25 protein-coding genes are annotated in these 24,889 nt (G+C 65.1%); 17 read left to right on the top strand and 8 right to left on the bottom strand.

All coding sequences use genetic code 11. From position 1 onward, the window contains the following. Positions 1-76: 76 nt before the first annotated feature. From ACVWWQ_RS11140 to ACVWWQ_RS11130, 3 genes are read right to left on the bottom strand one after another with little or no spacing between them, the layout of a single operon-like run. Positions 77-382 (bottom strand): DUF6587 family protein, encoded by a 306-nt coding sequence (locus ACVWWQ_RS11140; RefSeq protein WP_133947388.1) that lies wholly within the window; start codon positions 380-382, stop codon positions 77-79. Continuing rightward, entirely contained in the window at positions 379-2,217 is a 1,839-nt protein-coding gene (gene feoB, locus ACVWWQ_RS11135) for a ferrous iron transporter B (RefSeq protein WP_133947390.1), read from the bottom strand. Before feoB ends, ACVWWQ_RS11140 begins: the two co-directional genes overlap by 4 nt. Next, positions 2,214-2,459: a FeoA family protein gene (locus ACVWWQ_RS11130; RefSeq protein WP_099653535.1), complete on the bottom strand. Its 246-nt coding sequence runs from the start codon at positions 2,457-2,459 to the stop codon at positions 2,214-2,216. Before ACVWWQ_RS11130 ends, feoB begins: the two co-directional genes overlap by 4 nt. Positions 2,460-2,577: 118 nt before the next feature. Here ACVWWQ_RS11130 and ACVWWQ_RS11125 point away from each other — a divergent pair, with 118 nt between their 5' ends. The 7 genes from ACVWWQ_RS11125 (at position 2,578) to ACVWWQ_RS11095 (ending at position 9,653) form a co-directional block, all read left to right on the top strand. After that, positions 2,578-3,390, top strand: coding sequence for an enoyl-CoA hydratase-related protein (locus tag ACVWWQ_RS11125; protein ID WP_133947392.1), 813 nt, complete (start codon positions 2,578-2,580; stop codon positions 3,388-3,390). A gap of 171 nt (positions 3,391-3,561) precedes the next feature. Beyond that, the gene (locus ACVWWQ_RS11120; RefSeq protein WP_133947394.1) at positions 3,562-5,550 is read left to right on the top strand and encodes an acetyl-CoA carboxylase biotin carboxylase subunit; all 1,989 of its coding nucleotides are present in this window, start codon (positions 3,562-3,564) and stop codon (positions 5,548-5,550) included. 140 nt (positions 5,551-5,690) lie between these two features. Beyond that, positions 5,691-6,593, top strand: a complete 903-nt coding sequence (locus ACVWWQ_RS11115) for a hydroxymethylglutaryl-CoA lyase (protein WP_133947396.1) — start codon at positions 5,691-5,693, stop codon at positions 6,591-6,593. 41 nt (positions 6,594-6,634) lie between these two features. Continuing rightward, on the top strand, positions 6,635-7,954 hold the full coding sequence (locus ACVWWQ_RS11110) for an amidohydrolase family protein (RefSeq protein ID WP_133947398.1): 1,320 nt from the start codon (positions 6,635-6,637) through the stop codon (positions 7,952-7,954). Next, on the top strand, positions 7,951-8,439 hold the full coding sequence (locus tag ACVWWQ_RS11105) for a GNAT family N-acetyltransferase (RefSeq protein ID WP_099653540.1): 489 nt from the start codon (positions 7,951-7,953) through the stop codon (positions 8,437-8,439). Before ACVWWQ_RS11110 ends, ACVWWQ_RS11105 begins: the two co-directional genes overlap by 4 nt. Positions 8,440-8,448: 9 nt before the next feature. Continuing rightward, positions 8,449-9,066 (top strand): YdeI/OmpD-associated family protein, encoded by a 618-nt coding sequence (locus ACVWWQ_RS11100; RefSeq protein WP_133947400.1) that lies wholly within the window; start codon positions 8,449-8,451, stop codon positions 9,064-9,066. Beyond that, the gene (locus ACVWWQ_RS11095; RefSeq protein WP_133949236.1) at positions 9,066-9,653 is read left to right on the top strand and encodes a GNAT family N-acetyltransferase; all 588 of its coding nucleotides are present in this window, start codon (positions 9,066-9,068) and stop codon (positions 9,651-9,653) included. Before ACVWWQ_RS11100 ends, ACVWWQ_RS11095 begins: the two co-directional genes overlap by 1 nt. A gap of 130 nt (positions 9,654-9,783) precedes the next feature. Here ACVWWQ_RS11095 and ACVWWQ_RS11090 read toward each other — a convergent pair whose 3' ends face one another. Then, positions 9,784-10,221 carry an RcnB family protein gene (locus tag ACVWWQ_RS11090; RefSeq protein WP_133947402.1) on the bottom strand — a complete coding sequence of 146 codons (438 nt, stop codon included), beginning with the start codon at positions 10,219-10,221 and terminating at the stop codon, positions 9,784-9,786. Between the two features lie 198 nt (positions 10,222-10,419). Here ACVWWQ_RS11090 and ACVWWQ_RS11085 point away from each other — a divergent pair, with 198 nt between their 5' ends. The 8 genes from ACVWWQ_RS11085 to ACVWWQ_RS11050 all read left to right on the top strand — a co-directional run bounded on the left by ACVWWQ_RS11085 (position 10,420) and on the right by ACVWWQ_RS11050 (position 19,292). Beyond that, positions 10,420-11,187, top strand: a complete 768-nt coding sequence (locus ACVWWQ_RS11085) for an SDR family NAD(P)-dependent oxidoreductase (protein WP_133947404.1) — start codon at positions 10,420-10,422, stop codon at positions 11,185-11,187. Positions 11,188-11,299: 112 nt separating this feature from the next. Beyond that, positions 11,300-11,863 (top strand): elongation factor P-like protein EfpL, encoded by a 564-nt coding sequence (efpL, locus tag ACVWWQ_RS11080; RefSeq protein ID WP_099653545.1) that lies wholly within the window; start codon positions 11,300-11,302, stop codon positions 11,861-11,863. A 108-nt stretch (positions 11,864-11,971) separates the two neighbouring features. Beyond that, complete coding sequence (locus ACVWWQ_RS11075; RefSeq protein ID WP_133947406.1) at positions 11,972-14,083, top strand: FUSC family protein; 2,112 nt, start codon at positions 11,972-11,974, stop codon at positions 14,081-14,083. Positions 14,084-14,148: 65 nt separating this feature from the next. Beyond that, the gene (locus tag ACVWWQ_RS11070) at positions 14,149-15,183 is read left to right on the top strand and encodes an amidohydrolase family protein (protein ID WP_099653547.1); all 1,035 of its coding nucleotides are present in this window, start codon (positions 14,149-14,151) and stop codon (positions 15,181-15,183) included. After that, positions 15,180-15,698 carry a hypothetical protein gene (locus ACVWWQ_RS11065; RefSeq protein WP_099653548.1) on the top strand — a complete coding sequence of 173 codons (519 nt, stop codon included), beginning with the start codon at positions 15,180-15,182 and terminating at the stop codon, positions 15,696-15,698. The genes ACVWWQ_RS11070 and ACVWWQ_RS11065 overlap by 4 nt, the downstream gene beginning before the upstream one ends. Positions 15,699-15,812: 114 nt before the next feature. Then, positions 15,813-17,090 carry a kynureninase gene (kynU, locus tag ACVWWQ_RS11060; RefSeq protein ID WP_133947408.1) on the top strand — a complete coding sequence of 426 codons (1,278 nt, stop codon included), beginning with the start codon at positions 15,813-15,815 and terminating at the stop codon, positions 17,088-17,090. 96 nt (positions 17,091-17,186) lie between these two features. Further along, positions 17,187-17,687: a pyridoxamine 5'-phosphate oxidase family protein gene (locus tag ACVWWQ_RS11055; protein ID WP_099653549.1), complete on the top strand. Its 501-nt coding sequence runs from the start codon at positions 17,187-17,189 to the stop codon at positions 17,685-17,687. A 168-nt stretch (positions 17,688-17,855) separates the two neighbouring features. After that, positions 17,856-19,292, top strand: a complete 1,437-nt coding sequence (locus ACVWWQ_RS11050) for a GH39 family glycosyl hydrolase (protein ID WP_133947410.1) — start codon at positions 17,856-17,858, stop codon at positions 19,290-19,292. Positions 19,293-19,416: 124 nt separating this feature from the next. Here the strand turns inward: ACVWWQ_RS11050 and ACVWWQ_RS11045 are convergent, their stop codons facing one another. The 4 genes from ACVWWQ_RS11045 to ACVWWQ_RS11030 are packed head-to-tail and all read right to left on the bottom strand — an operon-like array spanning position 19,417 to position 22,172. Continuing rightward, on the bottom strand, positions 19,417-20,310 hold the full coding sequence (locus ACVWWQ_RS11045) for a VOC family protein (RefSeq protein ID WP_133947412.1): 894 nt from the start codon (positions 20,308-20,310) through the stop codon (positions 19,417-19,419). Further along, positions 20,307-21,218, bottom strand: a complete 912-nt coding sequence (locus tag ACVWWQ_RS11040) for an SMP-30/gluconolactonase/LRE family protein (protein ID WP_133947414.1) — start codon at positions 21,216-21,218, stop codon at positions 20,307-20,309. The genes ACVWWQ_RS11045 and ACVWWQ_RS11040 overlap by 4 nt, the downstream gene beginning before the upstream one ends. A 10-nt stretch (positions 21,219-21,228) precedes the next feature. Next, positions 21,229-21,678, bottom strand: coding sequence for a cupin domain-containing protein (locus ACVWWQ_RS11035; protein WP_208321566.1), 450 nt, complete (start codon positions 21,676-21,678; stop codon positions 21,229-21,231). Further along, positions 21,675-22,172 carry a DoxX family membrane protein gene (locus ACVWWQ_RS11030; RefSeq protein ID WP_133947416.1) on the bottom strand — a complete coding sequence of 166 codons (498 nt, stop codon included), beginning with the start codon at positions 22,170-22,172 and terminating at the stop codon, positions 21,675-21,677. Before ACVWWQ_RS11030 ends, ACVWWQ_RS11035 begins: the two co-directional genes overlap by 4 nt. A gap of 223 nt (positions 22,173-22,395) precedes the next feature. Between ACVWWQ_RS11030 and ACVWWQ_RS11025 the strand changes: the two genes are divergently transcribed. Together ACVWWQ_RS11025 and ACVWWQ_RS11020 are read left to right on the top strand one after the other, a co-directional pair. Next, positions 22,396-23,241: an SDR family oxidoreductase gene (locus ACVWWQ_RS11025; protein ID WP_208321567.1), complete on the top strand. Its 846-nt coding sequence runs from the start codon at positions 22,396-22,398 to the stop codon at positions 23,239-23,241. Between the two features lie 6 nt (positions 23,242-23,247). Beyond that, positions 23,248-24,822 carry a GMC family oxidoreductase gene (locus ACVWWQ_RS11020; protein WP_133947418.1) on the top strand — a complete coding sequence of 525 codons (1,575 nt, stop codon included), beginning with the start codon at positions 23,248-23,250 and terminating at the stop codon, positions 24,820-24,822. The last annotated feature ends 67 nt before the right edge of the window (positions 24,823-24,889 follow it).

Raw genomic sequence — 24,889 nt, 5'->3', positions numbered from 1 at the left:
ATCCTGTGCGCGATGCTTTTCGTTACGTCACGAAGAGCTCTTGCGCACAGGGTGCGCTCCTACAGGCGGAGCCACCTCAATCCCGCCGCGAACGGAATTCCAGCGGCATCGGCTCACCCGGTCGTGCGGCCGCCGGCGGCTTCGGCCCGCAGGCGCCGCAAGTGCTGCAACCATCGCTGCAATCACCGGTGGCCTGCTTCGGTTGCAGGCGACGACCCATGGCACGTACCCATGCACGGCGCCCCGGCTGGTTGTAGCGGATCGACGCCGCCGCCATCCAGCGATTGGTCAGTTTCGGCGCCAGCTTGCGCAGCACGATCAGCAAGCTGGTCAGCACGGCCAGCCCGATCACGACGTACTGCAGCAGCAGACCGTTACTCATGTGAGCATTCTCGTCACGTGGTAGACGATGAACGACGCGGCGTAGGCCATCACGAACATGTAGCCGAACGAGATCGCCACATTGCGCCACGAGTCGGTCTCGCGCTTGATGATTGCCAGGGTCGACATGCACTGCGGCGCGTAGGCAAACCAGACCAGCAGCGACAGCGCGCTGGCCAGTGAAAGCTGACCGGCCAGGGCGTTGCCCAGTCCACCGGTCGCCTCACCGCCCACCAGGTACACCGTGGCCAGCGCCGCCACCGCCGTCTCGCGCGCGGCGAAAGCCGGGATCAGTGCCAGGCTGACCTGCCAGTTGAAGCCGATCGGCGCGAAAATGTATTGCAACACGCGCCCGATGTAACCGGCGAAGCTGTACTCGATCGCCGGCTGGGTGGCGCCTTCCGGCGCACCGGGGAAGGTGGACAGGAACCACATCAGCACGGTCAGGCCCAGGATCACGCCGGTCAGCCGCTTCACGAAGATCATGCCGCGCTCGTACAGGCCGATCGCCACGTCACGCAGCTTGGGCACGCGGTACGACGGCAGCTCCATCATCAGCGCGTGCTCGCTCTTGTCGCGACGGATGCGCTTCATTACCCAGCCGACCATCATCGCACCGAGAATGCCGGCCAGGTACAGCGCGAACAGCACCACGCCCTGCAGATTGAACACGCCGAACACGTAGCGAATCGGGATGAAGGCGCCGATCAGCAACGCGTAGACCGGCAGCCGCGCCGAACACGTCATCAGCGGCGCGATCAGAATCGTCGTGAGGCGGTCGCGTGAATCGGTGATGCTGCGGGTGCCCATGATGCCGGGGATCGCGCAGGCAAAGCTGGACAACAGCGGGATGAACGAGCGCCCGGTCAGCCCCACTGACAGCATCATGCGATCGAGCAGGAACGCGGCGCGCGGCAGATAGCCCGACTCCTCCAGCACAATGATGAAGAGGAACAGCACCAGGATTTCCGGCAGAAAGCCGAGCACCGTGCCCAGGCCACCAAACAATCCGTCGGTGACCAGGCTTTGCAACGGCCCGGCCGGCATCCAGACGGCGGCGTGTTCGCCCAGCCAGCCAAAGCCGTCCCCAATCGCGTCGGTCATCGGCTTGCCGATCGAGTACACCGCCTGGAACACCAGGAACATCACCACCGCGAGGATCAGCAAGCCGAACACCGGATGCAGAGCCCAGCGGTCCAGCGTGTCGTCGATGGCCGCGGTGGTGCGCGGCATCGTCACTGTCGCGGTCAGCAGTTCGCGCACCTGCGCATGCAGGTCGGCACGACTGGCCGCGTCGTCCGGCTGCACCGGTGCAGCCGTCGGAACCTCGCCATCGACCCGTTCGATCAGCGCGCGTGCGCCGCCGCGCTTCACCGCAATCGTCTCCACCACCGGCAGGCCGAGTCGCCGCTGCAACTCCGGCACGTCGATCACGATGCCGCGCTGACGCGCGGTGTCCATCATGTTCAACGCCAACACCACCGGCCGGCCAAGGCGTTTGACCTCGAGCACGAAGCGCAGGTGCAGACGCAGGTTGGTGGCATCGGCCACGCAGACGATCAGATCCGGCACGGCCTCGCCCGGGTAGTTGCCGGCGCAGACGTCTCGGGTGATCTTTTCATCCGGACTGTTCGCTTCCAGGCTGTAGGTGCCCGGCAGGTCGAGGATCTGCAGCACCCGACCGGACGGCGCGGTGAAACGGCCCTCCTTGCGCTCCACCGTTACGCCGGCGTAGTTGGCCACTTTCTGCCGACCGCCGGTGAGCTGGTTGAACAGCGCGGTCTTGCCGCAGTTGGGGTTGCCCACCAGCGCGATGCGCAGGGTCGACGCACTCATGCCGCCGCCTCGCTGCGCACGCTGACCCGGTTGGCCTCGGCCTTGCGCAGCGCAAACCGGGTGAAACCGATCTGGATCAACACCGGATCACCGCCCATCGGCCCCACCGCCACCACGCGTACCGGCTCGCCATCGACGAAGCCAAGATCCCGCAAGCGTTGCGCGATCGGGTCTGCCGCATGCGCATCGTGCACGCGGTCGACGACGGCGGGGGCACCCTTGGGCAAATCGGACAAACGCACGGAAGGCAATCTCAAATAAGAACAATTCGCATTGTAGACCTTTTGACGGTTCCGCTGCAGCAGGTCGAGCCTGTCCGGCGACAACGTTTATCATCGCGTTATTTGCGGGAACGACCTGATGACCGATTCCATCCTGAGCGAACGCCGCGGCGCCATCGCCTGGCTCACCCTGAACCGCCCTCAGATCCACAACGCCTTCGACGACACCCTGATCGCCGCGCTGACCGAGGCGTTGGCGGCCGCCGACGCCGATCCCGCCGTGCGCGCCTTGGTGCTCAGCGGCAACGGCAGCTGCTTCTCCGCCGGCGCCGACCTCAACTGGATGCGCGGCATGGCCGGCGCCAGCGAGCAGGAGAACCGCGAGGATTCGCTGCGCCTGGCGCGGCTGATGCGCAACCTGCAATTCCTGTCCAAGCCGACCATCGCGCGCGTCAATGGCGCAGCCTATGGCGGCGGCGTCGGCCTGGTCGCCTGCTGCGACATCGCCATCGGCGTGGAAACCGCGAAGTTCGCCCTGTCCGAAGTGAAGCTGGGCCTGGTGCCGGCGGTGATCTCGCCTTATGTGGTCGCCGCGATCGGCCTGCGCGAAGCGCGCCGGCTGTTCATCACCGGCGAGGTCTTCGACGCTGCAACGGCGGCACGAATCGGTCTGCTGCACGCCACCCTGCCCGCCGCTGAACTGGACGAAGCGATCGAGCGCCAGCTGTACCTGCTGGCCAAGGCCGGCCCGATTGCCCAACGCGAAGCCAAGCAGCTGGCCCTGCGTATCGGTGGCGCCGAGCAGGCGGAAGCCGAGCGCATCGACACCGCCAACGCCGCCCTGATCGCCCGGTTGCGCGTGTCGCCCGAAGGCCAGCATGGCCTGAGCGCCTTCCTCGACAAGCGTGCGCCGGCATGGGTGGCTGCCACCCAGCAGGAAAGCGCCTCATGACCGCTCCCGTAGGGCGGGCACTGCCCGCCGCCCAGCACCTCGAAGTACAACGCAAGAGCCGGCGGGCAGTGCCCGCCCTACGATGGCGAATTGGCATCGGCGTCGGCTGCCACGGCGCAATCTGCTAACTTCATCGGTTTTGCATCGACCCACACGGTTTCAGGGATCCGCATGTTCGAACGTGTACTCATAGCCAACCGCGGCGAGATCGCCTGCCGCGTGATCCGCACCTGCCGCCGCCTCGGCATTCACACCATCGCGGTGTACTCGGACGCGGACAAGGATGCGCAACATGTGCGGCTGGCCGACGAGGCCTGGCCGATCGGCGGACCGCGCCCGGCCGATTCCTACCTGCGCATCGATGCAATCCTCGACGTCGCCAAAAAAAGTGGCGCGCAGGCAATTCACCCCGGTTACGGCTTTCTTTCGGAGAACACTGCCTTCTCGCGCGCCTGCAAGGACGCCGGTATCGTGTTCATCGGCCCGGACCCCGAAAGCATCGATGCGATGGGCTCGAAAGCCGCCGCCAAGCACCTGATGGCGAAACACGACGTGCCACTGGTGCCCGGCTACAGCGGCGACAACCAGGACAACGCCTTCCTCGCCGAACAGGCGCACCAGGTCGGCTATCCGCTGATCATCAAGCCCTCGGCCGGCGGCGGCGGCAAAGGCATGCAGATCGTGCGCAGCGATGCGGAATTCCCCGAGGCACTCGCTACCGCTCAGCGCGTGGCCGAGGCCGCCTTCGGCGATGCCTCGATGCTGCTGGAACGCTACGTGGAGCACCCGCGCCACATCGAGTTCCAGATCTTCGGCGACCGCCACGGCAACGTGATCCACCTCGGCGAGCGCGAATGTTCGGCCCAGCGTCGCTACCAGAAGGTGCTGGAGGAAACCCCGTCGCCGTTTCTGACCCCGGAAAAGCGCGCCGCGATGGGCGCCGCTGCCGTGGCCGCCGCCCGCGCCGTGAACTACGTCGGTGCCGGCACGGTGGAGTTCATCGTCGGCCCCGCCGGCGATTTCCACTTCATGGAAATGAATACCCGTCTGCAGGTCGAGCACCCGGTCACCGAACTGACCCACGGCGTGGATCTGGTGGAGTGGCAATTGCGCATCGCCGAGGGCGAGCCATTGCCGCTGAGTCAGGACCAGGTGGTTTCGCGCGGCCACGCGATCGAGGTACGCGTGTACGCCGAAGATCCGGACCAGAACTTCCTGCCCGGCTCCGGCAAGCTGCTGACGCTGCGTCTGCCGGCACCGTCGGACCATGTCCGGTTGGACGGCGGCGTGATTGAAGGCGACACGGTAACCATCTTCTACGATCCGATGATCGCCAAGCTGATCGTGTACGACGAGACGCGCGCGCAGGCCCTGCAGCGACTGCGCGAGGCGCTGGCGGCCAGCGAGATCATCGGCCCGAAATCCAACATCGGCTTTCTCGAACGGCTGGTGCGTCATCCCGCCGTGGTCGAGGGGCACATCGACACCGGCTACCTCGATCGTCATCTCGAGGAGTTCCTGGTCGGCGACGTACCGCCGACCGACAACGTGCTGTTCGCCGCTGCCACCGCAATGCTGCTGGGCGACGAATCACACGTCGCCAGCGCTGCGGCCGATCCGCATTCGCCCTGGGCCAGCGCCGACGCCTGGCGCATCGGCCATGCCGGCAAGCGCATCGTGGCGTTGACCTGGCGCGAACAACGCTTCGAAATCGAGGCACGCGGCCACGCTGGCGACTATCAATTGCATCACGGCGAAACCGCCTGCGACGTGCGCGGCGCCAAACTGCTCGAACACGACCTCAGCGCCCGCTTCGACGGCGAATCGCGCCGCGTGCCGTTGCACAGCGACGCCACCCACGTGCTGCTGCACGACGCCAACGGCCAGCGCTACAGCTTCGCCCGCGCCACCGCGTTCGCTTGGGAATCCAGCGACGCCGCTGGCGGCAACCAGGTCATCGCGCCGATGCCCGGCCGCATCGTGCTGGTGAAAGCCAGGGCCGGCGACACAGTCGAGCAAGGCCAGGAGTTGCTGGTGATGGAAGCGATGAAGATGGAACTGGCATTGAAAGCACCACGTGCGGGCACCATCGAAAGCATGAACGCCACGCAAGGCGAATTCGTCGAGGCGGACGCGGTGCTGGTGCGCTTCGCCGAATGATGCCGTGGCCTCGCGGCGCGGACATTGCACCACGGTTACGTTTCACCGTGTAGGAGCGCACCCTGTGCGCGATGCTCATCGTCACGCAACCAAAAGCATCGCGCACAGGGTGCGCTCCTACACAACATCCGGAGCATCCGATGAACACATCCAACCACGTCCGCATCGTCGAAGTCGGCGCCCGCGACGGCTTGCAGAACGAGAAGACCCTGCTGCCGGCCGAGGTGAAGATCGCGCTGATCGACCGGCTCTCCGCCACTGGCCTGAAAACCATCGAGGCGACCAGTTTCGTCAGCCCGAAGTGGGTGCCGCAACTGGCCGACGCGGCCGAGGTATTCCGCGGCATCCGCAAGGTGCCGGGCGTGAGTTATCCGGTACTGGTGCCGAACCTGCAGGGCTATGAGCGTGCACGCGAGGTCGGTGCCACCGAGATCGCCGTGTTCAGCGCCGCCTCGGAAGCGTTCAACCGCAAGAACATCAACGCCTCGATCGACGAATCGATCGAGCGCTTCATCCCGGTGATGGAGCAAGCCAAAGCCGATGGCGTGCGTGTGCGCGGCTACGTCTCCACCGTGCTGGGCTGTCCGTATCAGGGCGAAGTACCGCTCGGCGACGTGGTACGCGTGGCGAAGCGCCTGCACGAACTGGGCTGCTACGAGGTATCGCTGGGCGACACCATCGGCGTCGGCACGCCGGCCAAGGCGCGCGCGATGCTGCATGCGGTTTCGCAAGGGGTCCCGATGAGCGCGTTGGCCGTGCACTTCCACGACACCTACGGCCAGGCGCTGGCGAATATCCTCGCCTGCCTGGAAGAAGGCGTGCGCGTGGTCGACAGCTCCGTCTCCGGCACCGGCGGCTGCCCGTATGCGAAGGGCGCCACCGGCAACGTGGCCACCGAGGACGTGGTCTACATGTTGCAGGGCATGGGCATGGAAACCGGCGCCGACCTCGACCTGCTGATCGCCACCGGCGCCTGGCTTGCCGCGCAGTTGCACAAGGAAACCGCCAGCCGGGTCACCCGCGCACGTACCGCCGCAGCCTGAAAGCTCGCTATCATCGGTGCTTCAGCTGACCGGACGAAGCGATGCGCGCAAGCCTGACGACTTGGTGGCAAACAGCAGCGGTCCTGCTGCTCCTGCTGTGCTCCATGCCCGCAAGCGCCGCCACACCGAAAGGCGACTGGCTGCTGTTGCCCGCTCGGGTATGGACGGCTGACGGCGACGTCGCACACAAGGGCTGGGCGGTGCTGGTGCACGATGGAGTGATCGCGTCCGTGGGTCCGGCCGACTCGATCCATGCACCCGCCGATGCGCAGCGTGTCGAACTCCCCGGCGCCACGCTCACGCCGGGCCTGATCGATCTCCACTCGCACCTGTTCCTGCATCCGTACAACGAGGTGCTGTGGAACGATCAGGTACTGACCGAGCCGCAGGACTACCGCACGCTGGAGGCCGCCGCACACGCGAAGGCTACCCTGCTGGCCGGCTTCACCACCTTGCGCGACCTCGGTACCGAAGGCGCCGGTTACGCCGACGTCTCGGTCAAACGCGCCATCGACGAAGGGATGATTCCCGGCCCGCGCCTGTTCGTGGCCACCCGCGCGATCGTCGCGACCGCCAGCTACGGCCCCGGCCCGCGCGGCTTTCGCCCGGACATTGCGCTGCCCGGCGGCGCGCAGGAAGTCAGCGGTGTCGACGCCGCGATGGCAGCCGTGCGCGAACAAGCTGCGCGGGGCGCCGACTGGATCAAGATCTACGGCGATTACCGCGTCGGCCCGGATGGCGGCACGGCACCCACGTTCACTCCGGCCGAGCTGAAAGCGCTGGTCGACACCGCCCACCAGATCGGCCGACCGGTTGCCGTACACGCCGCCAGCGACGCCGGCGTGCGTATGGCGGTGGAAGCTGGCGTGGACAGCGTCGAGCACGGTTACGGTGCCAGCGAGGCCACCTTCAAGCTGATGAAGCAGCACAGCACCGCATACGAACCGACGCTCACCGCCGTCGAAGCCACCGCCGAATATTTCCAGCACTACGTTCCGGGCCAGAGCGAACCGACCGAGCGCATCCGCGAAGCCGAGCATGGCTTCCGCACCGCGCTGAAACTGGGCGTGACGATCGGCAACGGCAGCGACGTCGGCGTGTTCCGCCACGGTGACAACTGGCGCGAACCGGTCGCGATGGTGGCCTATGGCATGACCCCGCCGCAGGCGCTGCACGCGGCGACCGATGTGGCATCGAAGATCCTGCGCCAGTCGAATCGCTTCGGCCACATCGCCCCCGGCATGGACGCCGATCTCGTCGCGTTCACCGGCGATCCCAGCACGCATATCGACGCGCTGCGTCAACCCGTTTTCGTCATGAAAGCCGGCACCCCCTACCTCACGCCCAAAACGACCCCATGACCGACGCCATTCTGATTCGTCCGATCGCCGCCACGGACAACCCGGCCATGGCGGAAATCATCCGCGCGGTGATGCCCGAATTCGGCGCCGACGGCCCCGGCTTCGCGATTCACGATGCCGAGGTGGACAGCATGCACGAAGCCTACGCACAGCCGCGCAGCAGCTACTTTGTGGTCGAACGTGACGGCGTGGTGCTGGGCGGCGGCGGGATCGCTCCGCTGGAAGGTGGCGAAGCCGACGTCTGCGAGTTGCGCAAGATGTACTTCCTGCCCGCGGCGCGCGGCATCGGCGCGGGCAGCGCGATGATGCAGCGCTGCCTCGAGGCCGCGAGCGAGCACGGCTTCAAACGCTGCTACCTGGAAACGCTGACCGGCATGGATGCGGCACAGGCCCTGTACCGGCGCAGCGGATTCACCGCGCTGTGCAGCGCCATGGGCGGCACCGGCCACCATGGCTGCGACCGCTATTTCATCCGTGACCTGTGAGGCGACGCCATGACCAGCCACGACCCGCGCATCGATGCCTATATCGCGAAATCGGGCGAGTTCGCCCGGCCTATCCTCGAGCAACTGCGCGAGCGCGTGCATGCCGCCTGTCCCGAAGTGGAGGAAGGCATCAAGTGGAGCATGCCGTTCTTCAGCTACAAGGCCGCGCCGATGTGCATGATGGCGTCGTTCAGGCAGCACTGCAGCTTCGGCTTCTGGCTGTCGAAGGAAGTCACCGGCGGCAGCGACGAGGACGGCATGGGCCAGTTCGGCAAACTCGCCACGCTGAAGGATCTGCCGCCACCGAAGCAGTTCGCCGCGTTCATCAAAAAGGCCATGGCGCTGAATGAGGCGGGCGTGAAGAAGGCCCGCCCCAAGGCCGCGGCAAAGTCCGCACCGATCCTGCCCGATGATGTCGCCGCCCTGCTCGCGCAGAAGAAGCACGCTGTCGCGCGCACGACATGGAAAAGTTTCGGCCCCGGCGCGCAGCGCGAATACGTTGACTGGATCGGCGAGGCAAAGACCGACGCCACCCGCCAGAAGCGCATCGCCACCACGCTGGAATGGCTGGCCGAAGGCAAGCGGCGCAACTGGAAGTACGAGCTGCTGAAGGCCACCAGCCGATGATGATCCGCATCGCCCGCGACGACGACGCCGCCGCCGTCCACGCGATCTACGCGCCGTCGGTCAGCGACGGCGTGGCCACGTTCGAAACCGAATTGCCCGGCGTGGACGTCATGCGCGAGCGCCTGCGCAGCCGTCTGCAGCACTATCCGTGGTTGGTGTGGGAGGAAGCCGGCGAGGTGTTGGCTTACGCCTACGCCGGTCGTTTCCGCGAACGCGCCGCCTATGACTGGATCGCCGAAACCTCGATCTATGTGCGCGCCGATGCGCACCGCCGCGGCATCGCACGTCGCCTCTACGGTGCGCTGCTGGATGTGATGCAGCTGCAGGGCATCACCCAGGCCGTCGGCGTCATCACTCTGCCCGGCACGACCAGTGTGGCGATGCACGAAGCCATGGGCTTCACACCTGCCGGCGTCTGGCGCCAGTGCGGCTACAAGCTGGGGCAGTGGTGGGACGTGGGCGTCTGGCAGAAGGAGCTGCAGGCAGCGGCGAATCCCCCCACGGCGGTCACGCCGTTTTCCCGGCTGCCGACGGTCATGCCGCACTCGCTGCCGGAGATTTTCGCTGATTCGCTGCGCAAGGCGTAGGACGGGCACTGCCCGCCAGCGGCTTTCCAAATATCAGAGCCGGCTGGCAGCGCCCGCACTGCGACGACAGAATTGTTCCGAAAACGAAGGGCCCCGCTGCATGGCGGGGCCCTTGGCAATCATCACCCGATCAATGGTTGAGGATCAGGTCGGCGATGATCCCGGTGGTGATCGCCACCAGCAGGAAATCGCCATTGTCGCTGCGCACCCAGTGATAGCCGCGCGGCGGTTCACGCAAACGGTCATGGCGCCAATCGGTCACCACATAACGGGTGCGATATTCCACCGGCAGGTAGCCACCACGGCGGTACCAGCCCTCGTGCCGACCGCGATCATGCCAGTTGGCGTAACGCACCTGGGGGCGACCACGATAGGCGTGACCGTGGTCGTACCGATCGTCACGATGACCACGGTCGTCATGATGGCCACGATCATCATGACGGTGACTCTGCCCGTTGCGATCCTGGTCATGTCCATGATCGCGGTCATGATCCTGTGCCAGCACGGCGCCACTGGCAAACATCAACATCACGCCGCAGGCGGCGGAAAGGCTCAGCAGCTTCTTCATGCGTTGACTCCTCAGTGGGACACGAAACGATCTGGGCGAACCGTATGCAGGGACATCAGCAGGTTCGACTTCAACATGACGGGCTTTTGCCCAACGGCGCGTGAATCCATTGCCATGACAGGTTTTCCGTTCAGCCTGCAGCAGCGGTCGTGGGTCAGCTAACATGACGACCTTTCGACCCAGCTTCCAGGACACTTCATGCAGCTCGATCAGGTCAAGGCAATCATCACCGGCGGCGCCTCCGGTCTCGGCCACGCGGTGGCGCAGCATTTCGTTTCCCACGGCGGTCAGGTCGCCCTTTTCGACGTCAACGACGAGAAGGGGCACACCGCTGCCAAGGAGCTGGGCGATGCCGCGCGCTTCTTCCGCACCGACGTCACCTCCGAAGAAGGTGTGGCCACGAACGTGGCGGCCGCGCACCACGCGATGGGCGGCCTGAACGTACTGATCAACTGCGCCGGCATCCTCGGCGCCGGCCGCGTGCTGGGCAAGGAAGGCCCGATGCCGCTGGCCACTTTTTCCGGCACCGTCATGGTGAATCTGGTCGGCAGCTTCAACGTGGCCAAGGCCGCGGCAGCGCTGATGCAGAACAATGAGGCGGGCGAAGACGGCGAGCGCGGCGTGATCATCAACACCGCCAGCGTGGCCGCCTACGAGGGCCAGATCGGCCAGGCCGCCTACTCGGCGTCCAAGGGCGGCGTGGTCGGCATGACCTTGCCGATGGCGCGCGAACTGGCCCGCTTCGGCATCCGCGTGGCGACGATCGCACCGGGCATCTTCTGGACCCCGATGGTCGACGGCATGCCCGAGTCCGTGCAGCAGTCGCTGTCGGCGTCGATCCCGTTCCCGTCGCGGCTGGGCCAGCCCGACGAATACGCCAGCACCGTCGCCTTCATCCTGGGCAATCGCTACATCAACGGCGAAACCATCCGTCTCGATGGCGCGGTGCGTTTGCAACCCAAGTAGCGAGGAGTGAGTGGAGAGGAGTGAGGAGTGAGAGCAAGCTCACCTCATGCCGCTTCACCGCACGCCTTTGCTCTTCTCTCACTCCTCACTCCTCTGAACTCACTCCTGACTTATGAAAGCTTCCGACGTCAAGAAAGGCAACGTGGTCGAACACGACGGCACCGTCTATCAGGTACGCGACATCGAACGCAGCTCGCCCAGCGCGCGTGGCGGCAACGTCACCTTCCGCTTCACCCTGTATTCGATTCCCGGCGGGCGCAAGTTCGACCTCAGCCTGCGCGCCGACGACGAGCTGCGCGAGATGGACCTGGTCCGCCGCGCGGCGAACTTCTCCTACATGGATGGCGACGCGTTCGTCTTCATGGATGCGGAGGATTACACCCAGTACCTGCTGTCGCCCGAGCTGGTCGGCGACAACGCCGGTTATATCGTGGAAGGCACCGAAGGCTATTACGTGCAGGTGATCGACGACGCACCGGTCGGCCTGCAGGTACCCACCAGCATCGTGTTGACCGTGGTCGACACGGCGCCGGAAATGAAGGGCTCCAGCGCCACCAAGCGCAACAAGCCGGCCAGGCTCAACACGGGAGTCGAAGTGCAGGTACCCGAGTACATCAGCAACGACGAGAAAGTGTGGGTGAACACGCTGACTGGCGAGTTCGCCGGACGCGCCTGACAGCAGGAGTGAGTGAAGAGTAGTGAGGAAAGAGAGAGCGGAGCCGTTGCTGCGCGGCTTTTGACATACTCGTCCCTCACTCTCCTCACTGGCCACCCACAGCACATCATGTCATCCAGCGACTATTCGCTACGCGCGCACGCGATCGAGAGCCTGATCAAGATCAAGCGACCGGACGTGCCGTGGGCGGTGGTGGTGCGCAACACCGCCGCGGTGGTGTTGCCTCTGGGCATCGGCATGGCCACTGGCCATCCGCAGATCGGACTGGGCGTGGGCGCCGGCGCGCTGAACACCATGTTTTCCGATCAGCCCGGTCCGTACCGGCAGCGCCTGCGACAACTGCTGCTTTCCGCACTGGCCGCGGCGCTGGCGTCACTGGTGGGCTTCCTGATCGGCGGCCAACTGCTGCCCATGCTCCTGGCCACGGCCATCTGCGGCTTCTTCGGCGGACTGCTGGTGGTTTTTGGCACGGACACGGCGCGTGTCGGCATGACCAGCATGATCCTGCTGGTGGTTACCGCCTCGACACCCACCACGCTGAGCGGTGCGCTGGGCGGCGCCGCGCTGATCTTCTGCGGCGGCCTGCTGCTGGCCAGCTTTTCGCTGGCGGCGTGGCCATTGCAGCGCTACCGACCGGAGCGCCACGCGCTGGTCGACGTCTATCGCGGACTCGCCGCGCTGGCGCGCGAAGCCAGCCACGACGATGCCGACGTGCCGGCACTGAGCGAGGCCATGACCAACTTGCAGCAAACGCTGTTGGGACGGCACCGATCCCACGGTCGCGCGATGGAAGCGTTCGGCGTGCTGCTGGAACTGGCCGAGCGGATACGCCTGGAGCTGACGGCGATGACCGCACTGCACGACGGTATTGCCATCAAGGCCGGTTTCCGGGAAGCGGTCGCTGGCGTACTGGACGCCATTGCCGAAGCACTGGAGGACGGTGACTCGCCCGAGCGGGCGGCGAGCCTGCTGCCGGCGCTGCAGTCGCACGCACCCGGCGGCGTGACGGGAACGATCGGCGCAGGCGCGCGCGTCAGTCGCGCCACCCACATCCACGCATTGATCGGCCAACTCGCCGCCGCGGTGCGCAACGCCGACTGGGCCGGCAGCCGTGGCGAGCTGCGCGCCAGTGCCGCGGAGACCGCCTTGCCATCGGCGCTGCGCAGTGGTGCGACCTGGGCCACCTTGCGCGCCAGCCTCACTCCGCGCTCGGTGGCGTTCCGTCATGCCGTGCGCATGGCGGTCTGCCTCAGCGTCACGCTGGCACTGTCGCGCGTGCTGAATTTGCCGCACGGCTACTGGCTGCCGATGACTGCCGCGATCGTTCTGCGGGCCGACTTCGGCGCCACCTTCAACTTCGGCCTGCTGCGCGTGCTGGGCACGGTGCTCGGGCTGGTGCTCACCACCGTGCTGCTCTACATCACTCCCGATCAGCCATGGGCGCACCTGGCGTTGATGGCGGTGCTGTGCATGGCGTTCCGCTATCTGGCCAGCGCGCATTACGGCATCGCGGTGGCCACGCTGACCGGCACCGTGGTGATCCTGCTGTCGTTCGAGGGCGTGGCACCCGGTGCCGCCGTTCTCGACCGCGTGATCAACACCGCGCTCGGCTGCGGCATCGCCCTGCTCGCCTACGTCGCATGGCCCACCTGGGAACGCGGCCGCGCCCGCGCCGCGCTGGCGACCATGATCGACGCCTATGCCGATTATCTGCGCAGCCTGCTGGCACCCGGTGCGAGCACCAGCACGCGAGCCGAGACGCGCAGCGCAGCGCGCACCGCACGCGTCAATGCGCAGGCGTCGATCGAGCGGATGCGCAGCGAGCCCGCCACCCCGCCGGCGTTGCTGGTACTGGCCCGCACGCTGTTCGCCAACGGCAACCGGCTGGCTCGTACCGCGATGACGCTGGAAGCGATGATCGAGGAGATCGACAACTTGCCGATCCAGGTCGAAATCCGCGAGTTCGTGGACGAAGGCGCCGCTGCCTTGCGGACGATCTCGGCGGCGCTCCGCTCCGGTCAGTCCATGCCTGACTTGCCCGATTTGCGCGCCCGCCAACGCCAGCTGGCGGGTCGCGCAGAGAACTCCGCCGACGCGGCTGATGCCGACCTGCTGATCCGGATCAGCGATCGCCTGGTCGACAACATCGACACGCTCGCCCACGTCGTCAAACGCAGCGCGCAAGAAACGCCCCTCGGCGAGCTCTCCTCACTGGCCTGAACCGCCGGCGGGCACCATCTGGCGGCACAGGCGACGTCTGCCCCCGGAGGTTTTACACTGCACGGATGCTCAAGATCGATACCCACGCGCACATCCTGCCCCGTGACTGGCCGAACCTGGCAGCCAAGTACGGCGACGACCGCTTTCCGGTGATGACACACACCGACGGGCGACACCGCATCTACAAGGACAGCAAATTCTTCCGCGAGGTGTGGGATTCGGCGTTCGACCCGCAGACGCGGATCGACGATTACGCCCGCTTCGGTGTCGACGTGCAGGTGATCTCCACCGTGCCGGTGCTGTTCTCATACTGGGCCCCGGGACATCAGGCGCTGGAACTGCATCGCCATCTCAATGACCACATGGCTGGCATGTGCCGCGACTACCCTCGGCACTATGCCGGCATCGGCACCGTGCCGTTGCAGGCGCCCGACCTGGCCATCCGCGAGCTGGAGCGCTGCATTGACGAGCTGGGCCTGCAAGGTGTGCAGGTCGGCTCGCATTGCGGCGACTGGAACCTGGATGCTCCCGAGTTGTTCCCGTTTTTCGAGGCCGCCGCCGACTTGGGCGCCGCGGTCCTGGTGCATCCATGGGACATGATGGGCATGGCCAGCATGCCGAAATACTGGATGCCGTGGCTAGTCGGCATGCCGGCCGAGCAGTCGCGTGCCGCCTGCTGCCTGGCCTTCGGCGGCGTGCTGGAACGCCTGCCGAAATTGCGCGTGATGCTGGCCCATGGCGGCGGCAGTTTTCCGTCGACCATCGGTCGCATTGAACACGGCTTCAAGATGCGTCCGGACCTGGTCGCCACCGACAACCCGCGCAACCCGCGCGAATACCTGAAACGCTTCTACTTCGACTCCTGCGTGCACGACGACCAGGCCCTGCGTTATCTGCTGGATGTGACGGGCGCCCGGCAGGTGATGCTCGGCACCGATTATCCTTTCCCGCTGGGGGAGCAGGAGCCAGGCAGTGGCATCGAGGCGCTGGGCCTGAACGAGACCGATCGGGCGCGGCTGTTCCACGGCACGGCGCTGGAATGGTTGGGCCTGCCTCTCCAGCGCTTCGCCCCCGACACCACTTCGAAGGTACCCGCATGAACTTCCTGCGCAGCACCACCCTGGCTATGGCATTCGCCGGCGTTCTGCTTGCCGGTGGCGTACACGCCGCCGACGTCAGCATGGCCGATGGCACCGTCACCTTCAGCACGCCAGGCAACTGGCTCGGCATCATGGAAACCCAGGGCGATCCCGAAGCCCACGTGTTCCAGGTGCCCGACCCTTCGCCTACCGGCAAGAACAGTCTCGCCCGCGTCACGGTGACGGTGAAGCAGGTCGCCGATCTCAACAGTTTCAACCAGTACCGCAGCGAAGCCACCGCCAAAGCCATGGCACTGCCCGGCTACAAGGTGGCACTCACCCCACCGGGACCGAACAGCAACATCTACACCGCGCAGGAAAACGGCACCACGTTCAGTTACACCGAACATTACTGGTTCAAGAACGGCCGCGCGATCCAGTTGCGCTGCATGCGTCCCAGCGAAACCCAGGCCGGCGCCGGCTGGAAGGCCGATTTCGACAAGGGCTGCGATGCCGTGGCCGCACAACTGAAATAGATTTTCCGCAGATCCGGGCAGGAGCGCACCCTGTGCGCGATTGCTTTTCGTCACCTGACGAAAGGGCTCGCGCACAGGGTGCGTTCCTGGATTGACACCACGCAGGACACCACCATGCCCGACTACCAGGCCACCCTCGACTGGGCCAACGCCCGTGATGCCGCCGATCCGTTGCGTGCGTTTCGCGACGAATTCCTGATCCCGCCGCACGAAGGCCGCGACAGCGTGTACTTCTGTGGCAACTCGCTGGGCTTGCAACCCCGCGCGGTGCGTGAAGCGGTCAACGCAGAGCTGGACTACTGGGGTGAGCTTGGCGTGGAAGGCCATTTCAAGGGCCGTCTGCCGTGGATGGACTACCACGAGTTCGTGCGCGACGACCTCGCCGCCGTGGTGGGCGCACAGCCCGGCGAAGTGGTGGCCATGAACACGCTGGGCGTGAACCTGCACCTGATGATGGTGAGCTTCTACCGCCCCACCAGGGAACGTCCGGCGATCCTCATCGAGGGCGGCGCGTTTCCCACCGATCGTTATGCGGTGGAATCGCAGATCCGCTTCCACGGCTTCGATCCGGCCACTGCCCTGATCGAACTGCAACCGGATGAACCGAACGGCACCACCTCGCAGGCAGCCATTGAGCGCGCACTCGCCGAACATGGCTCACGCATCGCGCTGGTGATGTTGCCGGGCGTGCAGTACCGCACCGGCCAGGCGTTCGACCTGAAAGCCATCACCGAACTCGGTCACCAACACGGTTGCATGGTCGGTTTCGACCTTGCCCATGCCGTCGGCAACCTGCCCCTGCAACTGCACGACAGCGACGCCGATTTCGCGATCTGGTGCAGCTACAAGTACCTCAACAGTGGCCCCGGCGCCGTCGGCGGTGCCTTCGTGCACGCGCGTCATGCGCAGGCCGTGCTGCCGCGCTTCGCCGGTTGGTGGGGCCACGACAAGACCACCCGCTTCCAGATGGGTCCCCAGTTCCAGCCCACGCCCGGCGCGGACGGCTGGCAGCTGTCCAATCCGCCGATCCTTGCGCTGGCACCCATGCGCGTCTCGCTGGAAATCTTCCGTCGTGCCGGCATGGCCGCACTGCGCGAGAAGTCGCTGCAGCTCACCGGCTATCTCGAATGGCTGGTGCAGACCCGGCTGGCCGATGTGCTCGACGTGGTGACGCCCGCCGAACCCGCCCGCCGTGGCGCGCAGCTCTCGATCCGCGTGATCGATGGCCGCGAACGCGGCCGCGCGCTGTTCGAGTACCTGATGGCGCAAGGCATCATCGGCGACTGGCGCGAACCGGACGTGATCCGCATCTCGCCCGCACCGCTGTACAACCGCTTTGCCGATTGCCTGGCCTTTGCAGAAGCCGTACGCCGATGGAAGCAAACCAGCTGAGCGGATTCAGCCACGGTTGGGCGCCCCTCCACGAATTTCATCCGATCTTGAAGAACCAAGCGCGATGCTACGGCTTTCAACTGCCGGAACATCGCCATGAAGAACGAAGCACCGGGCAACACCGATCTGCACAAGCTGGGCGAACTGATCAAGGACATCGAGGTGGCGATGCTGACCACCCGTACCAGTGATGGCTCGTTCGTCAGTCGGCCGCTGCAGACGCTGAAGCTCGATGCCAACGGCGAGCTGATCTTCTTCACCGCCGCGAACAGCCACAAGGTCGAGGATCTCACCGACGAAGCCGGTGCCAACCTCGCCTATGCCCATCCCGGTGAGCACCGTTACGTCTCGGTGCGTGGCCGCGCCCGCATGGATCGCGACGAGGACACCATCCACGAGTTGTGGAGTCCGACGCAGAAAATCTTTTTCCCGGACGGCCCCGGCGATCCCAACCTGATGGTGTTGCGCATCCGCGTGCGGGATGCGGCTTATTGGGAAGCCGCCGACAACTTCATTGCGCGCGCCTTCGATTTTGCCCGCGGCATGCTGGACGATTCCCCCAGCGACCTCGGTGAACACGGACATCTGCAAGGCTGACCTCAAACGCCGCCGCACACGCATTTTCCTGCGCTCACCGAGCGTGAACGCCGCCCCACTCATCCTTTGCAGGAATGCTGCGGTGTCCGCGTCACCAAGCGTGCCCCGGCTCGCCCGGAGCGCGCATGACAGCCTTCGCGGTTCCCTCATGGCAACAGGCCCTTCCTCATGGCAGCAAGCTTCAGCGGCAACCTCGCCGGCACGGTCACCGACCTTCCGCACTTCTGGGAACACACGGTAGGCAGCGGCCATGCCACGCTGGCGTTGCGGGCGGACTGGCAGGCACAGCTGAAGCGTGCGCATGACGAGTTGGGCATGCGCCACGTGCGTTTCCACGGCATCCTGTGCGATGACATGGGCACGCTGATCGACCAGAGCGACCAGTTCATCTACTCGTTCTTCAACGTTGACCAGATCTTCGACTACCTGCTGTCAATCGGCATGAAGCCGTTCGTCGAATTGAGTTTCATGCCGTCGTGCCTGTCATCGTCGGGGCAACTCCAGTTTCACTACCGCGCCAACGTCAGCCCGCCGCGCGACCTTGCGCAATGGTCGGTGCTGATTGCAAAAATCGTCAGGCACTGGGTCGAGCGTTACGGTCTGGACGAAGTCCGCTCGTGGTTTTTCGAAGTCTGGAACGAGCCCAATCTCACCGCGTTCGGCAGCGGCAAGCAGGAGGACTATTTTCCGCTTTATCGCTATACCGTCGAAGCGATCAAGAACATCGATGATCAGCTGCGGGTCGGCGGTCCGGCCACGGCAGACAATGCGTGGGTGGACGACTTTCTCGCATTCTGCAAGAAGAACGAGCTGCCGGTGGATTTCATCAGCACCCACCACTACCCCACCGATTCTTTCGGCAAGCCGGGCGACGACACCGAAACCGAGCTGGCCGACAGCACGCGCAGCGTATTACGCGACGAGGCGCGCGAAGTACGCAAGCAGGCGGGTGACCTGCCGGTCTACTACACCGAGTGGTGCACCTCATCCAATCCGCGCGACCCCATGCACGACGATCCTTATGCCGCCGCGTTCATCATGAAGACGGTGCTGGAGCAGAACGGCCTGGTGCAGGGCTACAGCTACTGGACGTTCTCGGACATCTTCGAGGAAAACTATTTCCCCTCGGTGCCGTTCCAGGGCGGCTTCGGCCTGATGAATATCCACGGCATCGCCAAACCGGCATACCGCACCTATGAAATGCTGCACTCGCTTGGGACGGAAATGATGCCCGTGGAAGGTGCGCACGCCACCGTGGACGCGTGGCTGGTACGCGACGGAAACAGTGCCACCATCGTGCTGAACAACTTCGCCCTGCCGCGCCACCCGATCCAGACCGAGACCGTGACCTTCACGCTTGCAGGCGCCAAGGCAGTCAAGTCCGCCACGATCCAGCGCATCGACCTGGAACACGCCAACGCCAAACGCCGCTGGGAGCAGATGGGCAAGCCGGAATACCTGAGCGCCAGGATGGTCGCGGAGCTGCATGAGGTGTCGAAGCTGAAGACCGAAGCGCTGACCACCGAAACCAGAGATGGTGAGATCGTGTTTGAAGTCGACATGCCGCCGCAAGCGGTGGCGGCGATCCGGTTCGACTGGTTGTGAGTCGACTGCTCTGGTGAGCGAGGTTCGACGCGCCTGCTGCGGCTCGCCACGGATGGATGGTGTGCTCGAGCTTTTGTCCCGTCCATTCCTTCTGTCCGATTCCCGTCCATGCGAAGCGCCCAGGTCAGCCTTCCGGCCACGCCACCGCCAGATGATGGCCGTCCGGATCCGCCAGATTCCACACGGAGATGCCGCGTGACTGGGGTCGTGGTGAATGCTGCGCGGGTTCGAACACCAGCCAGGTCGCCGCGACGTCATTGACTCGCACCTCCGGCGGCGCCGAATGACCAGCGTCGCGATAACACAGCAACTCCACATGCGGCACGGCATCTTCGAGAGTCAGTGCAGTCACCTCGACCACCGGATGAGCCAGATCGTCGAGCCGGCCCTGGCTCACACCCTCATTCAACGATCCGCTGGAGACGGAGAGCCCCAATCCCCGGTAGAACACGATGCTGCGGTGGGTGTCCGCCACGCTGATGGCCGAGTGATCGATACCCAGGAACGGACCATGCCCTTGCGCCTGCCTCCAGCACGCTGGCGTGGCGTCGTCGGGAAAGGCCAGAAGCTCCAACGGATGGCCTTCCGGGTCACGGAACTTGAAGGCCGTCACGCCACCGGATGAGGGCGGCAATTGCTGCGGACCGCCTTGCGTGATCGGTGTCCACCCGCTTGCCAGCGAGAGCTGCGCCATCGCCGCCGTCATGTCGGATACCACGATGGCGAAATGCTGGAAGCGCAAGTCCGAGCTGGTCAGTCCGGTCGGATAGGGACGTCCCGGGCGATCGACGAATTGCACCAGTTTCACGCACTGTGCGCCCAAGGCGAGAGTGATGCGCAGCACTCGCCCGGTCACCCCGAACCGTTCCTGTGCCCGGGCACCCGACAGATGTTCGACCGCCGTCCGCCGGAATCCCAACGCCGACTCGTAAAAGCGGGCCAGCAACCTGGCGTCCGCGCTGCACAGCCGCACATGTTGCAGGCGCGTGACGCGAATGCCGGAGGTGGCGGAAATCACGGCCACCCCGCGCCCCGCCGATTCAGGAAAATCGCATACAACGTATGCGAGCCGCCGATGAACAAGCGATTCTTCCAGTAGCCGCCGAACGTCAGGTTGGACACCCGATACGGGACCAGAATCTTGCCCAGCAGGCGTCCCGCGGGGTCGATGCAATGCACGCCGTCGGCGGCGCTGGACCAGAGGTTGCCCTCCTCGTCCATCGCCAGGCCATCGGCAAAGCCTAGCTCGACCTTGTGGAAAATCTCGCCGCCATGCAGTTGTCCATCGGCGCCGACATCGAACACCCGGATGTACTGCTTCGGGTTTTCGCTGGTGGCGTCGCCGGTTTCGCAGACGTAGAGCCGACGCTCGTCCGGTGAAAAGACCAGTCCGTTCGGCCCGTCGAAATCGCCCGCGGCGATGCTGATCTGGCCATTTTCCGGATCGAAGCGGTACAGCGCTGGCGCCTGCTCGGATACCTGGATGCCACCTTCGTAATCGCGCTGGATGCCGTACAGCGGATCGGTGAACCAGATCGTGCCATCGGATTTGACCGTGACGTCATTGGGCGCGTTGAGGCGTTTTCCCGCGTGCTGATCCACCAGCCGGACAACCTTGCCGTCCGGCTCGGTGCGATACAGGCAGCGATCGCGATGCGAGCAGGAGATCAACCGGCCCTGGCGGTCGCGGCATTGGCCGTTGGCGTAATGCGAGGGTTCGCGATACACCGACACGCCGGCGTTCTCGATGTAGCGCATGGTGCGGTTGCGCGGCAAATCCTGGAACAGCAGGCAATTGGCGTCGCCCATCCATACCAGCCCCTCCAGCCAGCGAAAGCCCCCCGCCAGCTCTTCCAGCGGAGCATTGGACAACACGTACTGATCGAACTTCGAATCAAGCGTGACAAAGCCGTCAGCAGGACTCATGGCCGCACCCTCACTTGAACACGCCGGGTGCCGTGGGCACCGGCATGTCTTCGAACTGCACCAGCATCAGCACCGCGGGCGCGTTGCCGACCGTACTGGAGCGATGGCCCTTGCGACCGTCCTTTTCACGGCAATGCTGATCGCCACCAAACGATATGTCGCCCGGCCCGAATTCGCGGCGATCGCCGTCCATCGATTCCACCGACCAGCGTCCCGACAACGGAATGATCCATTGCGGCATCGGGTTTTCATGCCAGTCGCCGACCCAGCCGACCGGCAACACGGTGGTCATCACCGTGGTCTTGCCGCGGGTCTTGTGCCCCTTCCATTGCGGATTGGCGCCGCCACCAATCGAAGCCAGTTCGAACTCGGTGAAGTGGCACAGTTGCTGATGACTGACACCGTGCCCGTCGGTCCAGAGCTGGCAATACGGCACGTTCGGACTGGTCTGCTCCATCATGGTTGATCTCCCGAGACGAGTGTCGCTGGAGCCAGCGGCTCGGTGACGTAAGGGTGGGAAGACGACAGCGGATGCCGCATGAATTGCCGCACGCCCAGCGCCGTGCCGCCGGTGGCGAGAATCAGGAATCCGCCGGCCAGCGCGAAGTTCTTCAGGAAGTCCCAGAACACGTCACGGCCCTTGCTGGGACCCTTGAGGCGAAAATCACCGGTCTTCCAGAACTGTTTCCACAGCACGGCCGTGATCGCGCAATAGCCGGCCAGGATCACGGCGGCCAGGCGATCGAAGATGCCGGTGATCACCGCCAGCGACATCAGCACTTCCACGCACAGGCCGAGCGCGATCAGCACCCGGGCCAACACGCGCGAATGCACCGTGCCCTGCGCCTGGTCCACGGCCGCCGTGGGATTGAGCAGTTTGTCCAGCGCGCTGAATGGCAGAAACAGCGCCACCAGCGTGAGGCGAACAAGCAGGCTGACGATGAGAGTGAACAAGAGGCCGAGTCCACGCGAGCACGAAGGAATCAGCATGAACGCGCGACGGTGAACGGATCGTCGGCGCCGGTTCGATCACACGCCGAATCATGTCGTGAACCATCGCGGGACGTGCGGCCACATCGTGAAAACTTGCGCTTTCCACTGACCGTTTTCTCACGTACCCGCAACGCGCCATGGCGCATGGTCAGGGCCTTGTCCACGACCACTACGGGATGCCATCGTGACCCAGCCCACCATGAATTCCACTGCACCGACGCTTGCGGTGCCCCGCTCTCTCACCGGCCAGAAGGCCATCGTCACCGGCGCCAACTCCGGCATCGGCCGTGGCGTGGCATTGGCGCTGGGCGAGGCCGGCGCGGACGTGGTGGTCAACTACGTGGTGGACGACGATGCGGCGCAGGCGGTGGTCGAGCAGTTGCAAGGGTTCGGCGTGAAGGCGATGAAGATCAAGGCCGACGTGTCCGACGAGGACCAGGTGGTGGCGATGTTCAAGCAGATGATCGAGGCGTTCGGCACGGTGGACATTCTGGTGGCCAACGCCGGCCTGCAGCGCGACTCCGCCTTCAAGGACATGACCCTGGCACAGTGGAACAAGGTCATCGGCGTCAACCTCACCGGACAGTTCCTGTGCGGGCGCGAAGCGGTGCGCGAATTCAGTCGGCGCGGCGTGGTGCCGTCCGTCTCCTGCGCCGCCGGCAAGATCATATGCATGAGCTCGGTGCATCAGGAGATCCCCTGGGCCGGCCACGCCAACTACGCCTCGTCCAAGGGCGGCATCAAGCAATTGATGGAGAGTCTGGCGCAGGAAGTGGCGCCACTGAAAATCCGCGTCAACGCGATCGCGCCCGGCGCCATCCGCACGCCGATCAACACCAGTGCCTGGAATACGCCGGAGGCATACAAGGCCTTGATGACGCTGGTGCCCTACGGGCGCATCGGCGAACCGGAGGACATCGCCCGCGCCGCGGTGTGGCTGGCGTCGGATCAATCCGACTACGTGGTTGGCACCACCTTGTTCGTGGATGGCGGCATGACGCTCTATCCCGGCTTTGCCACCGGCGGCTGATCAGGCATGACGAACCCGCACTACGACGTCATCATCATCGGCAGTGGCCCCGGCGGCGCGTCCGTGGCACAAGCGCTGGCGACCACCGGCAAGCGAATCCTGCTGCTGGAGCGCGGCGACTATCTGCCGCGCTCGGTGGACAACTGGAACACGCAGAAGGTCTTTGTCGAGGGCATCTACCAGACCACGGAAACCTGGTACGACAAGGACGGCCACAGCTTTCAACCCGGCCTGCATTACTACGTGGGCGGCAATTCAAAAGTCTACGGCGCGGCCCTGTTCCGCCTGCGCGAACGCGACTTCGGCGAGGTCGTCCACAAGGATGGCATCTCGCCGGCGTGGCCGCTGAAGTACGCTGACCTCGCACCCTATTACACCCGAGCCGAGAAGCTGTTCCACGTGCACGGCCAGCGCGGCGAGGATCCCGGCGAACCACCTTCTGACGACGCGTATCCCTATCCGCCCGTAGCGCATGAACCACGCATCCAGGCGCTGCACGACAGCTTGCAGCAAGACGGCCTGCATCCCTTCCACCTGCCGATGGGCATCCTGCTCGACGAGATCGATGGCAAGACCACGCCCGACAGTCCATGCATCCGCACGCCCTATTTCGACGGCTATCCGTCACCGCTCAACGGCAAGGCAGACGCACAGGTGATGTGCGTCGACCCGGCGCTGAAGGCACACCCCAATCTCACCCTGCTCACCGGCGCCTACGTCTCCATATTGGAAACGGACCCGTCGGGCAAGACGGTCTCGGCCGTCCAGGTCACCCGCCATGGCGAACAGGAACGCTACAGCGCGGACCTCGTCGTGGTCGCCTGTGGCGCACTGTCGTCGGCCCTGTTGCTGCTGCGCTCGGCCAACGACAAGCATCCCAACGGCCTGGCCAATGGCTCGGACCAGGTGGGTCGAAACTACATGCGCCACAACCAGTCGATCCTGATGGCCTTGCTGCGCGAACCGAATGACACCGTGTTCCAGAAAACCCTGGCGCTCAGCGACTGGTACTTCGGCAGCGATGACTGGAACTACCCGTTGGGCCTGATCCAGATGTGTGCGAAATCGCACGAGGCACAGATCCGCGGTGAGGCACTGCCGTCATGGCTGGAATGGTTGCCGAAGATGCCGTTCGAGATGATGGCACGCCATTCGCTGGACTTCTGGCTGTCCAGCGAAGACCTGCCGCGACCGGAGAACCGGATCCGCTATGACGGCGACAAGGTGATCCTGGAACTCACCGAAAACAACATGGAAGCGCACCATCGCCTGAAGAAGAAGCTCGAGCAAATGTTGAGCAAGCAGAATGCCCATCCGGTTCTGCTCGAACGCAAACTTTACCTGGGCAAGAACATCCCGGTGGGCGGCACCGCGCACCAGGCCGGCACAGCACGCTTCGGCACCGACCCGGCAAGCTCGGTACTCGACCTCGACTGCAAGGCCCACGAACTCGACAACCTCTATGTCACCGACGCCAGCTTCTTCCCGTCAAATGGCGCGGTGAATCCCACCCTCACCATCATCGCCAACGCACTGCGCGTGGCCGACCGAATCAGGGAGCGCCTGCTCGCCGTACCGTAGGAGTCCGCTCGCGGGCGATGCCGCTATTCCCGACCCGGCGGCTTGATCAGGAAAAACGCACCGCCCG

The organism is Rhodanobacter sp. TND4EL1 (genome assembly GCF_054061035.1).
Note: the sequence above shows the minus strand (reverse complement) of the source record. Positions and strands in the feature narration are given on the sequence as shown.